The following is a 19,826-nucleotide window of genomic DNA, read 5'->3' as shown; positions in this document are numbered from 1 at the left end:
CTATTAAACTTTGATATTATTAAGGCATGACTAATAGTCATCTCGTATGATAAATACGGATCTAATTAACAGCTAATCGCCTAGCTAAATATACAAATAACCATATCATCTAAGGATTGATTATGTCTGACCAAGCCACGCATACTGCAGCCACAGGGACTGCAAAGATCACACCAAAAAGTGCCGATTTTGACTTCCGTAAATACCGTCCATTTGCATTTGCGCCATCGCTGCCAGATCGTACTTGGCCAAGCAAGACGATTGAGAAGTCACCGATATGGGCAAGTGTGGACCTGCGTGATGGTAATCAGGCGCTGATTGATCCGATGACTATTGAACAAAAAATGCGCTTCTTTAAGACCTTAGTGGATGTTGGTTTTAAAGAGATTGAAATTGGTTTTCCGTCAGCGGCGCAGGTAGAGTTTGACTTTGCGCGTAAGCTTATTGAAGAAAACCACGTACCTGAAGATGTAACGCTTCAAGTATTGGTACAAGCGCGTGAGCATTTGATTGCTCGCACCTTTGAATCATTAAAAGGTGCCAAGCGTGCGGTTGTCCATGTCTATAACTCAACCAGCCGTGTACAACGCGAAAAAGTCTATGGCAAAGATAAAGCTGAAATCAAAGAGATTGCTATTACAGGTGCCAAGCTACTACAAGAGTATGCGGCAAAGTATCCTGAGACGGATTGGGTATTTCAGTACTCGCCAGAGAGTTTTAGTCAGACAGAGACGGAATATGCCGTAGAGGTTTGCGATGCAGTGTGTGACGTGTGGCAACCACAGCAGGGTCAGGAAGTTATTTTTAACTTGCCAGCGACGGTTGAGGCTTCTATGCCCAATGTCTTTGCTGATCAAGTAGAATACTTTTGCCGTAATCTAGCGCAGCGTGAGCATGTGATTGTGAGCTTGCATACTCATAATGACCGTGGCTGTGCCGTAGCAGCCGCTGAATTAGGTGTGCTTGCAGGGGCAGATCGTATCGAAGGCACATTACTTGGTAACGGCGAGCGTACAGGCAACATGGATATCATGGTTATGGCCATGAACTTGTTTAGCCAAGGTATCGATCCTGAGCTTGATTTCAGCAATATGAGCGAAATTGTACAGGTTGTTAGCGAATGCAATAACTTACCATTGCACCCACGTCATCCTTACGTAGGCGAGTTGGTCTTCACAGCATTTAGTGGCTCACATCAAGATGCGATTAAGAAGTCTCTCGACTACAATGAGAGCCATCAGAGCGAAACAGACAATGTTTGGGACGTGGCGTATCTACCAATTGATCCTGCGCATATCGGTCGCAGCTATCAAGATGTGGTACGTATCAATAGTCAGTCGGGCAAAGGCGGCGTCGCATATATCTTGCAACGTAACTATGGCTTTAACTTACCACGTTGGATGCAGATTGACTTTAGCCGTGTGGTACAAAAGCAAGCTGAGGCGGCTGCACGCGAGTTGCAGAATGATGAAATCCTGCAAACCTTTGAAGATACTTATTTGCAGCAAGGTAATTTTGGACTACTAGATTATAGTGTTAATAATAAAGGCGGTGAGGTTTACTTTAGTGGTCAAGTACAAATGAATAGCGATACCATTGATATTGATGGTACGGGTAATGGTCCATTATCATCATTTATCAACGGACTTGCGCAGCATACTGGCAAATCCTTGCATATCATTAACTATGCTGAGCATGCGATCAACCCGCATCATAACAGTGGCAATGGTATCGACGATGATACCAATAGCGATAACAAAACCAATGCCAATGCGGCAGCTTACATCCAACTGAATGTTGATGGTGAGGTCTATTCTGGTATCGGTACTTGTAGTAGCACGGTATCAGCCATGCTCAAAGGGGCGTTATCAGCCTTCGCGCAAGCACTAAATACAGAGGCTGCTTAGCATTAAGTAGCAACTGATATTACATAAAATTCTGTATGCTAATAACGCCATCGCTCCTTGTCTCTAGCAAGTAAAGCGCTGGCGTTATTTTTTTCGTAAAGCCCTATGATATTCCGACCACAGGCATATGAGCGATAGCATAATGTTACTTGTATTTTTGGTGTCTAAGACTTACGCTAATGTATATATTAAAATATTATAAATAAAAGGTTAATTATGGAACCTATCTCATTTGCTTCATTCACCCTGGCATCTATTTTGGCCTCAATACCTGCAAATGGTGAGGCTATTACCAAGCCGACCATTACCACTCATATTAGTCCAGCTATTGCCGGACAGTGGGAAATAGACTTGGATGGCAGTATGACCAAGGAAGCGGAAGCTGATCAATCGTTAAGTAGTAAACAACAGACCAGCAGTGCAGAGCCTAAGGTGATGACAGGCATGGACGGCGGCGTACTGACTCAAAGTGAAGAGCGGGTTCTAAACACTAAACCAGTGATTAGCAAAGACTTACTGGCGTCAAATGGCAAGTCTAATCAATGCCGTGAGTTATATAATTTCAGTGCAGATAATGAGATGTGGTCCGTTAGTGGCGAAGAATGGACATACGGCCGCTATCTAGTCACTCACCGTGAAGAAGGGTTACCAGTTATTGCGATTAAGACCGTTTATGATAATAATGAAATAGATTGTTCAGGTAATCAGATTGACCAGACTGATGAAGCGTTGATTGCATTTATCAACCATGATGGCAATCAGATGCAATGGTGTGCTGACCCTGATGGTGACGAATGCTTTATGAACTTCCACAGAGTGTTGCCGTAATTAGGCATGCTCGTTGTATTTTACGTATAATCGACAGTTCATTGATGACATAAAAAAGCCGCTATATTGATAGCGGCTTTTTTTGTGTTTTTCAAATGAGGGTGGCAGTGAAACTTATTAAGCTTATCGGACTCTATAGGCGTTTCAGTCTACGACTCTTCTTTATCTTTGTTCGTATTCAACAGTTCTCTTTCAAGATAGTGAATGTTTTGCGCTTCACGGGTAAAGTTATCGTCGGCCAAAATCACATCGCGATGCAAAGGTATATTTGTTTTAATGCCTTCAATAACTAGCTCATCAAGGGCATGTACAGTCTTAGCAACGGCTTGCTGACGAGTTTGACCATGACAGATCAGTTTACCAATCAATGAATCATAATAGGTCGGTATCTCATAGCCAGGGTATAAATGAGAGTCAAAGCGAATGCCAGAACCACTTGGTGTGAACAGTTGGCTAATAGTACCTGGACAAGGCACGAAAGTCGCTGCATCTTCGGCATTGATACGACATTCAATTGCATGACCTTGGATCTCAATCTCACTTTGACGATAAGACAGGCCATAACCAGCAGCAATTTTGAGCTGTTCGACGACGACATCAATACCAGTGATCATCTCAGTCACTGGATGCTCAACCTGTACACGAGTGTTCATTTCAATAAAGAAAAACTCATTGTTTTCAAATAAAAACTCAAACGTGCCAGCACCGCGGTATTTAACAAGCTCACATGCTTTTACACAAGCTTTTAAAATTGGCTCACGTACATCATCTGGAATGTCTGGGGCAGGTGCCTCTTCTAGTACTTTTTGATGGCGACGCTGCAATGAGCAATCACGATCATATAAATGAATAGCATTACCGTTACCATCACCTAGCACCTGTATTTCTACGTGGCGCGGGTTTTGTAGATAGCGCTCCATATAGACAGTATCATCACCAAACCATAGCTCAGCTTCTTGTTTGGCAGCTTGCACTTGACCAATCAACTCGTCAAAGCGTTCAACCACACGCATACCGCGTCCACCGCCACCAGAAGCTGCTTTAATCAATAGTGGGAAGCCAATATTGCGTGCTTGCTCCTCAGCATTATGCAGGGTTACAGCGCCAACTGAACCAGGTACAGTTGGTACGCCAGCTTTTTTCATGGCGTTGATGGCAGAGACTTTGTTGCCCATGAGGCGAATATGATCAGCATTAGGACCAACGAAGGTCAATCCTGCTTCTTCTACTTGTTCAGCAAATTCAGCGTTCTCAGACAAAAATCCATAGCCAGGATGGATAGCATCTGCACCAGTGATTTCAGCAGCGGTTAAGATGGTGTTGATATCAAGGTAGCTTTGGTTAGCATTAGGCTTGCCAATACAAATTGCCTCATCAACAAAGCGCAAGTGCATCAGATTGGCATCAGCAGTAGAGTATACACCTACCGTTTGGATACCTAGCGCTTTACAGGCGCGGACGATGCGCAGAGCAATTTCACCTCTGTTGGCAATGAGCAATTTTTTTATCATGGGTTCATCCTTGTCGAAGCGTCAGTCATGGACTGAGTTTCGATACATGGCATCATGTTATTTGGCTTTGATGCGTTATATATCAAAAGTCAGCCATAATGAAATAAAGTATGGCAAATATCGTTACGCTTTGTAGCGTATGACAGGTTGACCGAACTGTACGACTTCAGAGTTATCTACCAAGATTTCGTCAACAATACCACTTTGAGTCGCTTCAAGCGGGTTCATGATTTTCATGGCTTCGATAATACCTAAAGTATCACCTGCCTGAACCTTTTGACCAACTTTCACAAATGGTGGATCATTAGGGCTTGGTGCTGAATAGAAAACACCAACCATTGGTGAAGACTCAACGCTACCTGCTTTTTCTGCAGGTTTGCCTTCAACAGCGGCAGCAGGAGCAGCGCTCGCAGCTGGAGCAGCCATCATAGTTGGCGCAGGTGCGTCATAGTGACGAGTTAAGCTAATATGCTCGTCGTCTGAACTGATTTCTAAATTAACCAGTTCACTTTCTTCCATAAGGGCGATGAGGGTGCGTATTTTTTCAATATCCATAGTTTTTATCTGGCCTTGTACTAAATTCGAGAAATAGTGTAACTAAATATTGTCTAATTAATTGCTAATGATACCTAGATTCAAGACAATGAGCAATCAATGTACAGTTGTTAACTGAAGATTTTTACATATTTTGACGTAAGCCATCTTTTTAGCAAGAAAATATCTACGATTTTTCATAGTCTGTATGATCAGATGACACTAATGATGGCTATAAAATACAATCCATGAATAGTTAGCCTAACCCCACAGCACAGTTAAACGTTTTTGCTGATAGCGTAGGCGCAAAGTAAGTAAGATAGATGATAAGAATAAACCTGTAATCAATGCCATCCAAAAGCCTTGAGCACCAACGTCAGTGAAACGCACTAGATAGACACCCAGCGGTAGAGCAACTAACCAATAGCAAAAAAGCGTTACCCACATCGGGATAGTTGTATCTTGCATACCGCGCAATATACCAGCGACATTGACTTGCCAGCCATCAAATAACTGATAGGCAAGTGCAAAGATAAGCAAATGCATGGACTGAGCCCTGACTTCTGGATTGTCAGTGAATGCTGCTGCTAATTCTGGTCTAAATAACCATATTCCAAGCATACAAGTCAAAGCAATTAATACCGTCCAAATAAGCCCAGTAGCTTGCACTTGACGGAGTGCTAGTAGATTTTTTTGACCAAATCGATTGGATATCATGATAGTGAGCGCCATGGCGACAGATATCGGTATCATAAATAGCTGAGAGGTGACTGACAGTGCCACCTGATGCGACGCTGTTGCCAGCTCACCTAATGGACTAATAACAAGTGCACCTAAGCTAAATAAACTGGCTTCAAAAAAGATAGAGACACCAATAGGAATACCAAGTTTTAATAGCTTTTTAATCTGTGTGCGATTGGGGCTTGAAAAACCATAAAAGAATCGCGTACTCATAAATTCGCGGCGCTTGGTAAAGCTAGTATAGGCAGCAAGCAATAGGACATTTATCCATAATACCAATGCTGTCGCTACACCGCAGCCTGCTCCGCCCATTTCGGGCATACCAAAGAGCCCGTGAATAAAAATATAATTCAAAGGAATGTCTGCGAGTAGACCAATAACACTGATGACAGTGACAGGCTCAGGACGGCCTAATGCCTCACAATAACTGCGTAGCACGGCATACACAGCAAGCGCTGGGAAACCAAATGAGACGCCATGTAAATATTGCGTTGCTATCGGTTGAATATTCTCAGGTACACCCATGATGCCAAGAAGATTGGGAGCCAAATTGACGATGATAAAACCGATGATACCAATGACACCAGCAGTCCATAAAGACTGCTGCGTAATGTGTGGCACTTGACCGTGCTGGTCTTGGCCAATCGCTTCACCAATGAGAGGCGTGGTTGCGATAAGCACACCTGTGGCCAATAAAAACAGCGGTAGCCAAATACCAGACCCAACGGCTACCGCAGCCAAATCAAGCGCCGAGACTTGACCTGCCATGATAGCATCGACTACCCCAAGTGCTGCTTGGCAAAACTGAGTGATTAAAATAGGGAATGCAAGTACGCCTAAACGCAAGCTGTAGCTTTTAAAATCTTTGAAAGACAATGGAAAAACCATGGTAAGCAACTTTTTATTCTTTGCAGTAAGTGTTATTAAAGTAGTTGTTATTAATAAACAAACACTGATATCAATCGATTAATATTGATGCAGTAAGGAGAGGTTAGTGCCGACGATAATACTCCGATAAACAAGATGAGCAAGCTTATATAGGTAGAGTATGAAAATAAAAGTAAAGACACTAAAATAAAAATAACCCGCCGATCCAAATAATGGATTGACAGGTCATATACATAGTAAGATGGTAAAGAAGCCACACTATGATGTCAACGTTTTAGCGCCGCTATAAAGGTATTAATCTTAGGTTTTTTGTACTCTATTTCATAGCCGATAAGCAATAGCCAATAGGTGACTTAACAAGTTTACTCCGGCAACAACTCAAGTGTCTCTGCCATATTCATAATCGCTCGCCAATGTTTGGGTTCTAATGGAATCACTGTTAATTGCTGACAACCTTTTCTTAGCAGTAATGAGTCTTCCAAAGCGGGTAAAAACTTTAGCTCTGATAATGGTAATACTTCTGTAAAAGCTTGTTCAAACGTAAGATCTACCATATACCAGCGAGGTTCCTCTTCCGTCGCAATAGGATCATAATGACGATGCTCAGGGTGAAACTGAGTAGGATCAGGATACCCTGCTGTAGTGACTGTCATGATACCAGCGACTCCAGATGGCTTGGCGCTAGAGTGATAAAAGAATACCTTATCACCAACTTTCATATCGTCGCGCATAAAATTACGCGCACGATAGTTACGAACGCCGTCCCAACCATCGGTGCCCAAACGCTGCAAATCTTCAATACCAAAAAATTTAGGGTTGGATTTCATTAACCAATACGCCATATATCTGTCCTTTGATTCTTTATTTATTCTTCAATTCGTTCTTAAATTTACTAGGGTTAGTTCCTATTAATTTACTCTCAAACATATTTTTAATAGTGTCTGTTTTAAGAAGGCCTCTATATACTGCTCCTAAGTTGCCATGGTGAATAGGGCATTTATACGTGTTTTTGTTAATAGATTTATGATAGATAGGCTTTTCTTTATCTCATCTAATCGCTATCCTAGCGTTATTTTTGATACCGACCATTATTGCTTACTATAAAATAAGTTTATTTATGCCCAAAGTGAATACAGACAGTATGCCAAATGACCTTGAGACGTTAAGTCTTACTGAACCACAGACAGATACTATCGCGATAGATGTAACCGACATTCCATTGTCTCTTTACATTCACATTCCGTGGTGTGTAAAGAAGTGTCCTTATTGCGATTTTAATTCGCATGAGCTACCGATGGATAGCGAGCTATCTATGTATGAGGAATACGTCGATGCATTACTGTTAGACGCCGCGATGCAGCAACCTTTAACTCAGGGCCGAAAGATAGGTTCGATATTTATCGGTGGTGGCACGCCGTCGTTGCTGCCTATTGCTCAGTATCAGCGATTGTTTACTGGTTTACGTACATGTTTTGAATTTGCAGCAGACATCGAAGTCACGATGGAGGCGAACCCCGGCACGCTTGAGCATGCGCCATTCGCTCAATATTTAGAGGTTGGTATCAATCGTCTGTCTATTGGCGTACAGAGCTTTGCCGCTGATAAGCTTAAAGTACTTGGACGTATCCATGATCCTGTGCAAGCGTTATCAGCGATTCGAGCTGCCAAAGCGGCTGGTTTTCAGCGGATTAACGTTGATTTGATGCATGGTCTACCGCAGCAAACCATGAATGAAGCGCTAACAGATATTCAAATGGCACATGATGCAGGCGCAACGCATATTTCTTGGTATCAACTGACCATTGAGCCAAATACCGTATTTTACCGCAGTCAGCCAATTTTACCCGATGAAGACAATTTGGCGGATATTGAAAAAGCAGGTCAAGCGTTATTGCAGCAACTAGGTTATAGCAACTATGAGGTATCTGCTTGGGCTGGTGCGTTGGACAAACCATGCCGTCATAATATCAACTATTGGCAATTTGGCGACTATCTAGCAATCGGCGCAGGAGCTCATGGTAAAGTAACGATTGGTCGTAACAACGGTATCGATAGTGATTTTTTAGCATCAAAAGGTAGAAATGAAGATGACCTATTAGTAGCATCAGGTATCTATCGTTTCAGCAAATCGCGTTTGCCAAAAGATTATGTAGTGGTGAGAACAGACACCATAGAGAAGTCTGATATACACCAAGCTACGCCAAAAATGGTTGGCTGGCAAGCGATTAATCAAGAAGAGTTGGTGAGCGAGTTTATGCTAAACGCGCTGCGTTTACATGGCGGCGTCGCTTGGTCGATGTTTGAAAAGAGAACTGGATTAGCGCTCGATAGTGTTATTGAACAAGTAAATAGTTTAGTCAAACAAGGATTGTTGGTAGATAGTGATATGCAGTTGCAACCGACTGTATTAGGGCAGCGTTATCTCAATCAAATATTACGCGCATTTTTATAAAACGGCACTTGGATGATAGGTGAATAGCAGCGAATTGAGAATATAAAAAAGGCTTATCAAACAAATGATAAGCCCTTTTCAAAATCTAAAAAAATCAAACCTTAGATTTTATCTTGTACGTCTTGTGCGCCGCCAGTTACAGCGTTTCCAGCGCTTGATACGTCTTGACCAAGGCCTTTAAACGTGTTGCAACCAGTTAAAACAAACATAGCGGTTAAAGATGCGATGATTACTTTTTTCATAATAGTATCCTCAAAAATAAGTGAATGGTTATAAGTAACAACAGTGATGCCAAGCATCGTGCTCAAGCGTCACTGAAGGGGTATTGGATAAGACAGTCACACGTAAGTGCTATCGCGTTATCCGTTACAGACATCATAGTGAAAGTTAAAAACGCTGCACAGTATCAAAATGTAATTATTGGCAGTAAACTGTAACTTTCGATTACCTACCGCTCATAAATTTAAATAATAGAGCGTTGAATATTTGTGGAGTAAGTATGACCATTCATATCGTGCTAGTAGCACCAAAGATGCCAAGTAATACTGGTAATATTATTCGACTGTGTGCCAATAGCGGCGCACAGCTGCATTTGGTCAGGCCATTGGGGTTTGAGCTTGATGATAAAAAGCTACGCCGTGCAGGTCTCGATTATCATGAATATGCTCATTTACAAGTGCATGAAGATTGGACGGCCGCAAGGCAAGCATTACAAGCCGCTGACTGCAATGTCGTAACGGCATTGACGACCAAGCTGAGTAAACCGTTTTACGATTATGACTTTGGTAAACACTTAGACTCTGAAGCATCTGATAAGGCCGCTATGCCCAATATTGCGCTAGTATTCGGTTCTGAGACAGCAGGTTTGGCAGATGATATACGTGAAGATATTGGTGCTGACAATTGGCTCAGACTACCCATGTTAGCTGACTCACGTAGTTTGAATTTATCAAATAGCGTTGCTATCTGTTTGTACGAGATATGGAGACAGCAAGGATTTTCAGGCGATGAAGGTCGTAGTGTCGGATACGAGACATTGACAGTCTATGACCCAAAATAGACGTTTAATAAGACAGTAGCGATGGACTTAAAAGTATTTGCGTACTCAATGAGCAGTGAAGTATTAGATACTGCTCATTCACTTATACTGATTATTTAGCATGATATCTAGTGTGTCTTATTGCTTATAAATCACTTATAAACAGTTTGGGGGCTTGGGTAAGCCTGCCAAACGGTTGACATGACGTGCAACCAAACCTGTATTAAACAGCTGCTGCAGTTTTTGATTGCTAATATCTAATTCTGGCAAAGTCTTTTGTAGCCATTTGATTAATGGACGGGTTGCTGGCGCGTGATTGAATTTATCAAAAAACGCGCGCACTTGTAGCAAGATTTCTAAATGCTCATCGCTCAGATTGACCTCTAGTGTGTCTGCCAATTGCTGCGCGATAACAGGCGTCCAAATCGTATGGTCACATAGATGGCCGTCTTGATCTAATTCGATATCAGCCGCCGATAATGCAGCGTTGTGAGTGGTCATGTCATTACTCATAAGGCAATTGTCACCACTTTGTTAAACTGACTGCTCTGAGTCAGATTAACCCATTCTGCGTCTGTTAAGATAGCAGTCAACTTAGTCTCTAAATCAAGTTTACCAGTTGTATTTGGTGTGAGCTGTGCGATGTCATCGGCTAATGCGTAAATACCAGCAATACCATCCATATCGCTATCATTTAAGTAAGCACTGAACCAATCAAGAAAAGCAGGAGTGCTGCCAAGCAAGAGTATACTGTCGCCTGTGCGCCAAGTGCGAGACATCTCTTCAGTGCTACGTCTAAGGGAATCCATCGTGCTATGCAATTGATATAAAGTTGCCATAAAGGTGTCCGATTACGTGCTTTATTATTTTATAAGTCTAAGCTATGTAGTAATTTAAAAGGTGAGTATCTGTTCGAACTCTTGTGAGTTAATGACTTCTGGTATGAATGTGAGCTGTGATGCCAGATCTGTCGGCAACATACCAGTGACCCAGCCGCTAAAGACGTCATCGGGTAGCCAAGCTGCGGGCATATCGTAAAGCTCAAGTGATTGAATCATACCATGCAGCCGCGAGTCAGATTGCATCAATAATCCAAAGACTGGCGCATCTAAGAACAGTTGCACCTCATGACCAAATGTCGCTAACGTTAGCGCCAGCGCACAGCCTTCGTAGCTTGCTGCTTCAGTGGGCGTGTGCAGCTGAATTAATAATCTCATAATTTTTTCCTAAAAATATTTACTACTACTAGTGATCTCAATAGACAAACTATCAAACGACACGCTATCAAAACTGTATCAAACGACAGTTATCCTGCATCATCATTGCAAGCTCACTGAGTCCCACTAACGTAAACCCTGTCGCAAGATTGGCACCGTCGAGCTGATGGCGTGTGCTGTTGTCTACATCACTCACACCGCGGCTAAGTGCTGTGCTGACACAGACAGGTAGTGATAATTGATACTGTTCAGCCAAAGACTGCCACTCTTTGGTCAGGTCTAGTTGATCGGCTGACTGCCAACGCAATCGATTGGCTATATGAGCCGAATCGCCATAAAAAAAGATATTGAGTAGGGGCTGTTCAGTGGTAGCGTTATCACTGCTGCCTGTACTATTAGTGTCAGTGTCATTAATATTATGACTATTCGCTGCGTTCTCTAAGTAAGCGCGTGCGTAGCGTAACGCTAAATGTGCCAATGGATGACTAGGATCAGCAGTAATCAGTAGTAACGGGGTAGTGGTTGTCATAAGGCGCAGTATCACATATTGTAAATAAGAGTTTAAAAATTATGGCCAAATTGCTATAAATACTTTTTATAAAGTAATTTGGTCGTTATTATTATAGCGCTTGTGTGTAGATTTTCGTGGCAGAAAACAGAATTTATACTGATAACACGACGTACAGCGGATCATACTGTCACATCAAATATGGTTATGTCATAAAAGAGAGGTGAGTCGTTTCTATCAAAGATGTTTATGCTAACATAAAGCGCCGCAAACCAAATAGAATCACTGTTATTTAACGTGGTTTTATCTCAAGTGTAGGCACACTGAGTATTATTGCTTGATGCTGTGACTGCCTCGTAAGAAAAAACAATAAACTTATGAGCTAGGTTCACGTAATCTTACCATTCTATGTAAGGAGTTTTTGTCAATATGTTACCTGCTATGCCCTCACGTGTTAACAATGGTACAGATTATCAGCCTACCGTAGAACAACTGCAAGTCCTAGAAATAGCGAGTGAGTTCGCTTATCAAATTTGGGAAAGTCGGACCGTTTCATGTCAGACATTTTTGCGTAGTTACCCATTGAACAGTACGTTAACCCGCCAGCAAATCGATGATCTAATACAAGATTATACACTAGATGAAAACTATCAACTCGCTGATGAGGCCAAGGTCATGAGTGGTCTGCGTCACTTGCGGACGCTACTGATGATGCGTTGGATTTGGCAAGATGCCTTGCAGACGATCAGTCTTGAACAACTGACGGATGAGTTGTCTGAGTTTGCAGATGGCTGTATCTCCTTTGCTAAAGACTATACCTATCAACACTTGGCTGCTAAGTATGGTGAGCCAACCTTTATCAATGCGCAAGGCAATGTACAGATTGATGATATGGCGATTATGGCCATGGGTAAGCTCGGTGCAGAAGAGCTGAACTTATCAAGTGATATTGATCTTATTTTCGTGCATCAAGCACGCGGCGAAACCAATGGAAACAAAGCAAAAGGAACACGCAGCGTAGACAACAAACGTTTTATGAATAGGTTGGGTCAAGGCATCATTAAGCTACTTGATAATAAGACCGCTGATGGTTTTGTTTTTCGAGTAGATATGCGACTGCGACCCTGGGGTGATGGCAGTGATTTGGCCATTCATCTGTCCGCATTACAAAAATACTTTACGATGCATGGGCGTGCATGGGAGCGTTTTGCATGGTTAAAAGCGCGCGTGGTCGGACAAATAGACCAACCATTTTATGATGAGATACAAGCGTTGATTAAGCCGTTTGTTTTTCGTTATTACGTGGACTATAGTGCATTTTCGGCATTGAGAGAGATGAAGTCTCTTATTCAAAACCAAGTTGCACAACGTGAAGATTTAGATAATATCAAGCTTGGTGCTGGCGGCATCAGAGATATTGAGTTTATCGTACAAGCCTTTCAGCTGATCTATGGCGGGCGGCACCCACAGCTACAAATCAAACCTTGTCTGCAAGCGATGCAAGTATTGTGCGAACTCGGCTACCTAGAGCATTCAACTTATGAGCAACTGCAGGCAGCATATCGGTTCTTACGCCGGCTGGAACATGCTATTCAAGCGATTAACGATCAGCAGACCCAGCGCCTACCACATGATGAGCAGTGGCAAGATAATTTGGCAGTGACGCTGAATTTTGAAAGTTGGAGTGCCTTATTAGACCAACTTAATCGTCATCGTGAGAGTGTCAATGTACCGTTTGAGCGTATGGTCACTGAGCGTCAAGTCCCTGACAACGAAGATACTGATTTGGAGCCGGAGCATTTAGAGGAACAAATTGCCCGTTTAAACGAGGTATTAACAGAAGAAAATCGCGAGTTACTACAGAATTTCTGGCAATCAAAAATGGTGGCCAACTTAAGTGAGGAGGCGAGAGAGCGTTTAGATGACGCATATCCTGTCATCGTTCATGCATTGTTAGCACATCAAGAACAACAGCAACTTGCCAACGCTGCGTTACCGCGACTGGTTTCACTGCTTGAAGCGATTTGTCGTCGTTCTATCTATTTGGTTATGATTGCTGAAAATCCCAACGCAACGATTGAGCTGATTCCGATGCTATCTGCTAGCCCGTGGATTGCAAAAGAGTTGGCTCAGTACCCCGTGTTATTGGATACTTTCTTACAGCAGCGTTATCGCCACCTGCCAGAAAAACTTGAGCTGCGTGACATCCTGCGCCAACAGCTATTGCGCGTTGAACCAAATGATGAAGAAGAGCTGTTGACCGTCCTGCGACTATTCAAAAAGAACCAAGTCTTGGCTGTCGCTGCTAGTGATGTATTGGCTGAACGCCCAATCATGAAAGTGTCAGATTCATTAACTTACATCGCTGAGGTAGTGCTAGAAGCAGCTTTAGAGCGCGCTTTTGCAGAGATTGTTAACCGTTATGGATATCCTATTGGCCAAGATGGGGACCCAGTAACTGAAGCGGACTGCGGCTTTGCGATTATCGGTTATGGCAAGCTTGGTGGCTTAGAGCTGTCGTATTCTTCAGATTTGGACTTGGTATTCTTACACAAGATAAAAGAGCAGGGCATGACCACTGGTGAGAAGTCAGTCAGTGGTATGAAGTTCGCCGCGCGTCTGGTACAAAAACTGATGAACTATCTCAATACTCAAACGCGTGATGGCCGTGCTTATGAGATCGATATGCGTCTGCGGCCTTCAGGCAACGCTGGCATGATGGTGGTGTCTTGTCATGCTTTTGAAACCTATCAAATTGATAAAGCATGGTCATGGGAGCATCAAGCGCTGGTACGTGCTCGCGCAATCTGCGGAGATAAGCGTGTCACTGCACGCTTCTGTGATATTCGCCGCGACGTACTGTCACTACCTCGGACACTGGATCAAGTGCGTAGTGAGGTCACTAGTATGCGTATCAAAATGCAAAAGCATCTTGGTACGAAGCAATGGCAACGGGAGGCAGCCAAATTTCATCTTAAGCAAGATGCAGGCGGTATTGTAGATATTGAGTTTTTAGCACAGTTTGCTGTATTGGCTTACTCGCACGAATATCCGAGTTTGGCCAAATGGAGCGATAATGTGCGGATTTTTGCAGAAGTGGCTTTGCTTGGTATTTGGGATGACCAAGTCTGTCAGGATTTGACCGATGCCTATCTAAGGATACGTGCTGCTACGCATCAGTTAGCGCTATCAGAGCAGTCTTTACTCGTTGATGAGTCGCTATGGCAGGAGACGCGAGCGTTGGTACAGTCACAGTGGCAGCATCTCATGGGCGTGGAGACAGACGACGAGTAATATCGAAACTCGTATGATTAAGGTCTTGCCGATAGTTCAAGAGACGCTTAAACTGTAATGCGCTACTATGCATAAAAGCGATGAATAAAAACCGTGCATAAAAACTATGGATAGAAACGGTAGCTAGGTACGATATAATGAAAAACCATATAGTGCCAAACCAAAAGATTTCATTTGCTAATGCGGCCAGTGATATAATCGATCAAACATCATCATGATACTGTCAGTCGTTCGTTATAATGAAGCTGTTGTTTAGGCAATAAAAATTGACGCTGCGGTGTTATCATACGATGTTTATCAATACTGTTAAATAAAACCTACCTAAAAAAGTTAGACATCAGTGCTAGCATAAGGACAATAAAATGAATATGGCAACACAAGATGGTAAGCTTTGGATGAATGGCACGATGATCGAACAGCCAGATGCTAAAGTTCATGTGCTTACACACAGCTTGCATTACGGTATGGCTGTTTTTGAAGGTGTACGCGCTTACCAAACAGCTGATAATCGTACCGCTATTTTCCGCTTAAAAGAACATACTGAGCGCCTACTTGGCTCAGCCAAAATTTTTCAAATGGACGTACCTTTTGATGCTGCCACTCTGGAGCAAGCACATAAGGATGTGGTCAAGCAAAACAATTTGGAAGAAGCCTATATTCGTCCGCTCATTTGGGTAGGTGCAGAAAAACTTGGCTTGTCTTCACGTGACAACAGTATCAATGCAATGGTTGCTGCTTGGCATTGGGGTGCTTATCTTGGCGAAGAGGGCATCAAAAATGGTATTCGTGTAAAAACGTCATCTTACACGCATCACATGCCAAACGTGACTATGTGTAAGGCCAAAGCGTCTAGTAACTATCCTGTGTCTATCATGGCCAACCAAGAAGTAACGCGTAATGGCTACGATGAAGCTATCTTGATGGACCCACAAGGGTTTGTATGTCAGGGCGCAGGCGAGAACTTATTCTTGGTAAAAAATGGTGAGTTACATACGCCAGACCTATCAGGTGGCGCGTTAGATGGTATCACTCGTCGTACTATCTTGCAGTTCGCGGCTGATCTAGGTATCAATGTCATCGAACGTCGTATCACTCGTGACGAGTTCTACTTAGCTGACGAGATATTTATGACAGGTACTGCTGCTGAAGTTACGCCTATCCGTGAATATGATGACCGTATCATCGGTAATGGTGGCCGCGGGGAAATCACTGAAAAATTGCAGACTTTATACTTTGATGTCGTTCATGGTCGTAATGAGAAATATATGGACTGGTTAAGCTTTATCGATTAACAATGCCGTTACTTTAAAGACCAAAAAGGCTGAACATAATTGTTCAGTCTTTTTTTTATGCTAATATAGCCATCATATTTATTCATACGATCAAAGTGAGCAGTCAATGCCAATAGATTTTAGTGCAGCCGATAATAAAAACATCAAACAAATTATTTGTATCAAATGGGGTACGAAGTACGGTGCTGATTACGCCAATAAACTATATGGTATGGTATCTCGTAATATTACGCCACCGTTTCGCTTCGTATGTTTTACCGATGATACGACTGACGTACGTCCAGAAATTGAATGTCAAGAGTTGCCACCATTAGATGTCACTATGCCAACCAATACATTGGGAAAATGGCCAAAATCTCGCTTGTGGGGTGAAAAGCTTGGTAATTTAACAGGAACTGTATTATTTGTAGATTTGGATGTGATTATAGTTGATAGTCTCGATCCTTTTTTCGAATATGGCGAGCCAGATGATGTCATCTTGTCTTACAATCCAAGTAATCCACTAGAGCGCTTAGGACAGACCTCTTGCTTTAGATTTCAGATAGGGTCACTTGTTTCACTCCAAGAGAAATTCAAAGCTGATCCACAAGGTATCGCTGATGAATATCGTTTTGAGCAGCGTTTTGTCACTCGCAATGCACCAGGCGGTGTAAAACTATTTCCAAAAGCTTGGGTGGCACACTTTAGACGTAAATGTCGCCAACCATTTCCGCTTAACTACATTAAAGAACCGAAGATTCCTAAAGGCGCTCGTATTGTCATTTTTCCAGGTGATTTGTATCCTACGCATGCTATTGAAGGCAAATACAATAAAAACGCTGCCAACAATGCTAAAGACCATCTAAGAAAACTCACTGAGCCTAAAAACTTGAAACGCCCATTGCGCCATTTGCGCCATTTTATCTTGCCAGTAGGTTGGATTGAGAAATACTGGAAAGAGTAGGTTTAACTTTGTAGTTATTATTGTCTTAGCAGATATTAGTATTGATGTTTTCTATCCTTATATTTATAAGGATAGAGACATTACCCAGTGAATGGATAGAATTATGAAAACAACTGATACCATCAGAGTCTTTGTTGGCTGCGACCCAAATAACTGTGATTTAGAGCAGATGATGGTTCTAGATTATAGTATTCATAAACATACCAGCATACCAGTGGAAATAGTGTGGATGCAGTTATCGCGCGACCCTAATAGCTACTGGTATTCAAATCCTGAGACAGGTAAAGGCTGGGATACTACCAAATGGTCAACACCTTTCTCTGGTTTTAGATGGGCAATTCCGGAGTATTGCAATTACTCTGGTCGCGCTATATATATGGATGCTGATGTTGTTATTCTAGATGATTTAGTGAAGCTGTGGGAACATCCTATCGAAGGGCAGTCTATAGTAGCGGCTAAGACAAATGCTGACATGACACGACTATGCACGTGCGTATGGGACTGTGACGCTGCAAAGAACATTGTTCTGCCAGTACAAAAGCTTAGGAAAGATCCCAAAAGCCATAAAGAGATGATGGCTGTATTCAAAAAAAATAAACAGCTGATTGAGCCTTATCAAAACAGTTATAACTGTATAGATGGTGAAAACTTAGCAGTCGAAGAAATGAAAATATTGCACTATTCAGATATGGGTACGCAATTCAGTCATAAATATGCGTTGCCTAGAGTAAGAGAGGAGGGGGTCGAGCATTGGTTTGATGGCGAAGTGATGCCACATCCGAGACAAGATTTGGTCGACCTTTTTGATGAGTATTATAATGAGGCACTTGCTGCTGGATATGATCTAGAAAACTATCGAATTGAGCCTTTTGGAAGTTTTCCAAAGAAGTCGCAACAAGGATATATTGGCAATAAAGTGACTCGTCCAAAGGCTTCCAAATCGTTTTTTTCGAAGCTGTTCAAACGCTAGTTTTTTAGTGAAACAGTGATAATTTCTTTTAAGAATACAAAGATCTACTCCATAGGTTATCATTTATGAAGCAGCATAAAAAAATAGCGTTACTCGTTATTAATTGTTTACAAGGCGGCGGTGCTGAACGTGTTGTATTGACATTGGGGCAAGGGTTTTATGAATTAGGGTATGAAGTGCATATTCTGAGATTCAAGCCACTAGTACAGTACGATTTGAGCCAAAACCTTAATTATCATGTACTAAAGTTTAAGCCCTACAAACTGATACCGGGCGCACAAAGGCGTGATAGCATTTTTGCACGCGCTGTTGATAAATACGTTTTGCAACATATCGGCCAGCCTGACATCATACTGTCCAATCTAGATCGTGCGGATAGTATCTTAAGTAGCAGCAAACTGCCTAATATCACCTATATTATTCATAACACAGTATCACTACTCTACAAGTTTAATAAAAATCATGATGCTGAGCAACTGAAGCAAAGAATGGTGGAGATATATGCTCAGCATCCGTGTGTTTGTGTAAGTGAGGGCGCTCAAAAAGATTTTATCAAGAGCTTTGGTCACATCACGCCAACCACTGCCATTCATAATCCAATTGATAAAGACAGTATTCAACAACAGGCTGATGCTTTTGTCCCTGAATATCAAAACTATATCATTCATGTCGGTAGCTTTAAGGATGCCAAGCGCCATGATGTATTGGTAAAGGCCTACGCAAAAACAGATCAATCTATGCCGTTATTACTCTTAGGTCAAGGCAAGCACAAAAGTGAGATAGAGGAGCTAGTGACAGAGTTGAATCTAACAGACAAAGTCATATTTTTAGGTTTTCGAGATAACCCTTTCCCTTATATCAAGCATGCGCAGTTCAAAATATTGACCTCTGATTGGGAAGGGTTTGCCTTGGTTATTGCTGAAGCTCTTGTACTAGGTACGCCTGTTATCAGTACCAAATGTCCATCAGGTCCAAGTGAGTTATTGCCTGAACATAATTTAATGCCAATGGACGATGTTGATGCCATTGCCAAAAAAATGCGTCAGGCTATGAATAATCCGCAAGCGTTTCATGCGCCATTCGATGAATCGTTACTACCAGTTAAAATAGCAGCAAAATATGTAGAGTTCACTGAACAAGTCGGTATGACTACTCAATAGTCTCAGCTATTTTTATAACCAAAATATTCGTTGCTAAGAAAATTTAAAATGATTAATAGTGTGATTAAAACAAGAAAAAAAGCAGCTAAAGAAGATAAAAAGATAGTACTTTTGGTCATTAATTGTCTGCAAGGTGGTGGTGCTGAACGTGTTGTATTGACATTGGGTCAGGGTTTTCATGAGTTAGGTTATGATGTACATATTCTAAGGTTTAAGCCTAGAATAGAGTACGAGATTAATCCAAAGTTGAACTATCATTTTCTTAATTTCAAGCGTTATAAGTTAATACCAAAACTAGAGCGTCGTGATAAATTCTTTTCAATCATGGTGGATAGATACGTCTCAAAATACATTGGTAAGCCTGATCTTGTTTTGTCCAATCTAGATCGCGCAGATAGTGTGTTAAGTCATAGCCGTATGGATAACATTGTTCATATTATCCATACTACGCTATCACTACTACATAAAAATAAGAGTGTAAGTGCCTATCAAAAAAAATCGGCACTGGCTCGTATTTATTCGAAAAATCGTTGTGTATGTGT

Annotated in this window: 19 protein-coding genes; 10 read left to right on the top strand and 9 right to left on the bottom strand. The window is 42.0% G+C overall.

Going from position 1 to position 19,826, the window contains the following annotated elements; translation table 11 throughout:
- Nucleotides 1–122: 122 nt before the first annotated feature.
- Together leuA and ACT3QQ_RS07000 are read left to right on the top strand one after the other, a co-directional pair.
- Nucleotides 123–1,907 carry a 2-isopropylmalate synthase gene (gene leuA, locus ACT3QQ_RS07005; protein ID WP_444527431.1) on the top strand — a complete coding sequence of 595 codons (1,785 nt, stop codon included), beginning with the start codon at nt 123–125 and terminating at the stop codon, nt 1,905–1,907.
- 216 nt (nt 1,908–2,123) lie between these two features.
- Nucleotides 2,124–2,735, top strand: a complete 612-nt coding sequence (locus ACT3QQ_RS07000) for a hypothetical protein (RefSeq protein WP_444527430.1) — start codon at nt 2,124–2,126, stop codon at nt 2,733–2,735.
- Between the two features lie 149 nt (nt 2,736–2,884).
- Here the strand turns inward: ACT3QQ_RS07000 and accC are convergent, their stop codons facing one another.
- The 4 genes from accC to ACT3QQ_RS06980 form a co-directional block, all read right to left on the bottom strand.
- Entirely contained in the window at nt 2,885–4,246 is a 1,362-nt protein-coding gene (accC, locus tag ACT3QQ_RS06995) for an acetyl-CoA carboxylase biotin carboxylase subunit (protein ID WP_444519724.1), read from the bottom strand.
- A gap of 123 nt (nt 4,247–4,369) precedes the next feature.
- Nucleotides 4,370–4,801, bottom strand: a complete 432-nt coding sequence (gene accB, locus ACT3QQ_RS06990) for an acetyl-CoA carboxylase biotin carboxyl carrier protein (RefSeq protein ID WP_102092842.1) — start codon at nt 4,799–4,801, stop codon at nt 4,370–4,372.
- Between the two features lie 240 nt (nt 4,802–5,041).
- Entirely contained in the window at nt 5,042–6,409 is a 1,368-nt protein-coding gene (locus ACT3QQ_RS06985) for an MATE family efflux transporter (protein ID WP_444519848.1), read from the bottom strand.
- Nucleotides 6,410–6,771: 362 nt separating this feature from the next.
- Nucleotides 6,772–7,251, bottom strand: coding sequence for an EVE domain-containing protein (locus ACT3QQ_RS06980; RefSeq protein WP_444519725.1), 480 nt, complete (start codon nt 7,249–7,251; stop codon nt 6,772–6,774).
- A 299-nt stretch (nt 7,252–7,550) separates the two neighbouring features.
- On the opposite strand from ACT3QQ_RS06980, the gene hemW reads away from it, so the two are divergent.
- A complete protein-coding gene (hemW, locus tag ACT3QQ_RS06975) occupies nt 7,551–8,861 on the top strand; it encodes a radical SAM family heme chaperone HemW (RefSeq protein ID WP_444527465.1) in 1,311 nt (436 codons plus the stop codon).
- Between the two features lie 101 nt (nt 8,862–8,962).
- On the opposite strand, the gene ACT3QQ_RS06970 is transcribed toward hemW, so the two are convergent.
- Nucleotides 8,963–9,103: an entericidin A/B family lipoprotein gene (locus ACT3QQ_RS06970; RefSeq protein WP_101204419.1), complete on the bottom strand. Its 141-nt coding sequence runs from the start codon at nt 9,101–9,103 to the stop codon at nt 8,963–8,965.
- A gap of 257 nt (nt 9,104–9,360) precedes the next feature.
- Here ACT3QQ_RS06970 and ACT3QQ_RS06965 point away from each other — a divergent pair, with 257 nt between their 5' ends.
- Nucleotides 9,361–9,921 carry a tRNA (cytidine(34)-2'-O)-methyltransferase gene (locus tag ACT3QQ_RS06965; RefSeq protein WP_444519726.1) on the top strand — a complete coding sequence of 187 codons (561 nt, stop codon included), beginning with the start codon at nt 9,361–9,363 and terminating at the stop codon, nt 9,919–9,921.
- A gap of 135 nt (nt 9,922–10,056) precedes the next feature.
- Here ACT3QQ_RS06965 and ACT3QQ_RS06960 read toward each other — a convergent pair whose 3' ends face one another.
- The 4 genes from ACT3QQ_RS06960 to tusD form a co-directional block, all read right to left on the bottom strand.
- Nucleotides 10,057–10,401, bottom strand: coding sequence for a TusE/DsrC/DsvC family sulfur relay protein (locus tag ACT3QQ_RS06960; protein WP_444519727.1), 345 nt, complete (start codon nt 10,399–10,401; stop codon nt 10,057–10,059).
- 8 nt (nt 10,402–10,409) lie between these two features.
- Nucleotides 10,410–10,739, bottom strand: a complete 330-nt coding sequence (locus ACT3QQ_RS06955; protein ID WP_444519728.1) for a hypothetical protein — start codon at nt 10,737–10,739, stop codon at nt 10,410–10,412.
- A gap of 54 nt (nt 10,740–10,793) precedes the next feature.
- Nucleotides 10,794–11,117: a hypothetical protein gene (locus ACT3QQ_RS06950; protein ID WP_444519729.1), complete on the bottom strand. Its 324-nt coding sequence runs from the start codon at nt 11,115–11,117 to the stop codon at nt 10,794–10,796.
- A gap of 67 nt (nt 11,118–11,184) precedes the next feature.
- Nucleotides 11,185–11,646 (bottom strand): sulfurtransferase complex subunit TusD, encoded by a 462-nt coding sequence (gene tusD, locus ACT3QQ_RS06945; RefSeq protein WP_444519730.1) that lies wholly within the window; start codon nt 11,644–11,646, stop codon nt 11,185–11,187.
- Between the two features lie 408 nt (nt 11,647–12,054).
- Here tusD and glnE point away from each other — a divergent pair, with 408 nt between their 5' ends.
- From glnE to ACT3QQ_RS06915, 6 genes are all read left to right on the top strand, one after another.
- Entirely contained in the window at nt 12,055–14,919 is a 2,865-nt protein-coding gene (gene glnE, locus ACT3QQ_RS06940) for a bifunctional [glutamate--ammonia ligase]-adenylyl-L-tyrosine phosphorylase/[glutamate--ammonia-ligase] adenylyltransferase (RefSeq protein WP_444527429.1), read from the top strand.
- A gap of 362 nt (nt 14,920–15,281) precedes the next feature.
- Entirely contained in the window at nt 15,282–16,211 is a 930-nt protein-coding gene (locus tag ACT3QQ_RS06935; protein WP_444519732.1) for a branched-chain amino acid transaminase, read from the top strand.
- A 106-nt stretch (nt 16,212–16,317) separates the two neighbouring features.
- On the top strand, nt 16,318–17,154 hold the full coding sequence (locus ACT3QQ_RS06930; RefSeq protein WP_444527428.1) for a glycosyl transferase: 837 nt from the start codon (nt 16,318–16,320) through the stop codon (nt 17,152–17,154).
- Between the two features lie 103 nt (nt 17,155–17,257).
- Complete coding sequence (locus ACT3QQ_RS06925; RefSeq protein ID WP_444527427.1) at nt 17,258–18,124, top strand: glycosyltransferase; 867 nt, start codon at nt 17,258–17,260, stop codon at nt 18,122–18,124.
- A 65-nt stretch (nt 18,125–18,189) separates the two neighbouring features.
- Nucleotides 18,190–19,284: a glycosyltransferase gene (locus tag ACT3QQ_RS06920; protein WP_444519735.1), complete on the top strand. Its 1,095-nt coding sequence runs from the start codon at nt 18,190–18,192 to the stop codon at nt 19,282–19,284.
- A 48-nt stretch (nt 19,285–19,332) separates the two neighbouring features.
- Nucleotides 19,333–19,826, top strand: a 494-nt coding sequence (locus ACT3QQ_RS06915; RefSeq protein WP_444527426.1) for a glycosyltransferase, incomplete at its 3' end; no start/stop codon positions are given.

This window comes from Psychrobacter sp. AOP7-A1-24 (genome assembly GCF_052376235.1).
In the GTDB taxonomy this organism is placed as follows: domain Bacteria; phylum Pseudomonadota; class Gammaproteobacteria; order Pseudomonadales; family Moraxellaceae; genus Psychrobacter.
The sequence above is the reverse complement of the archived record's forward strand: the minus strand, read 5'-3'. Positions and strand labels throughout refer to the sequence as shown.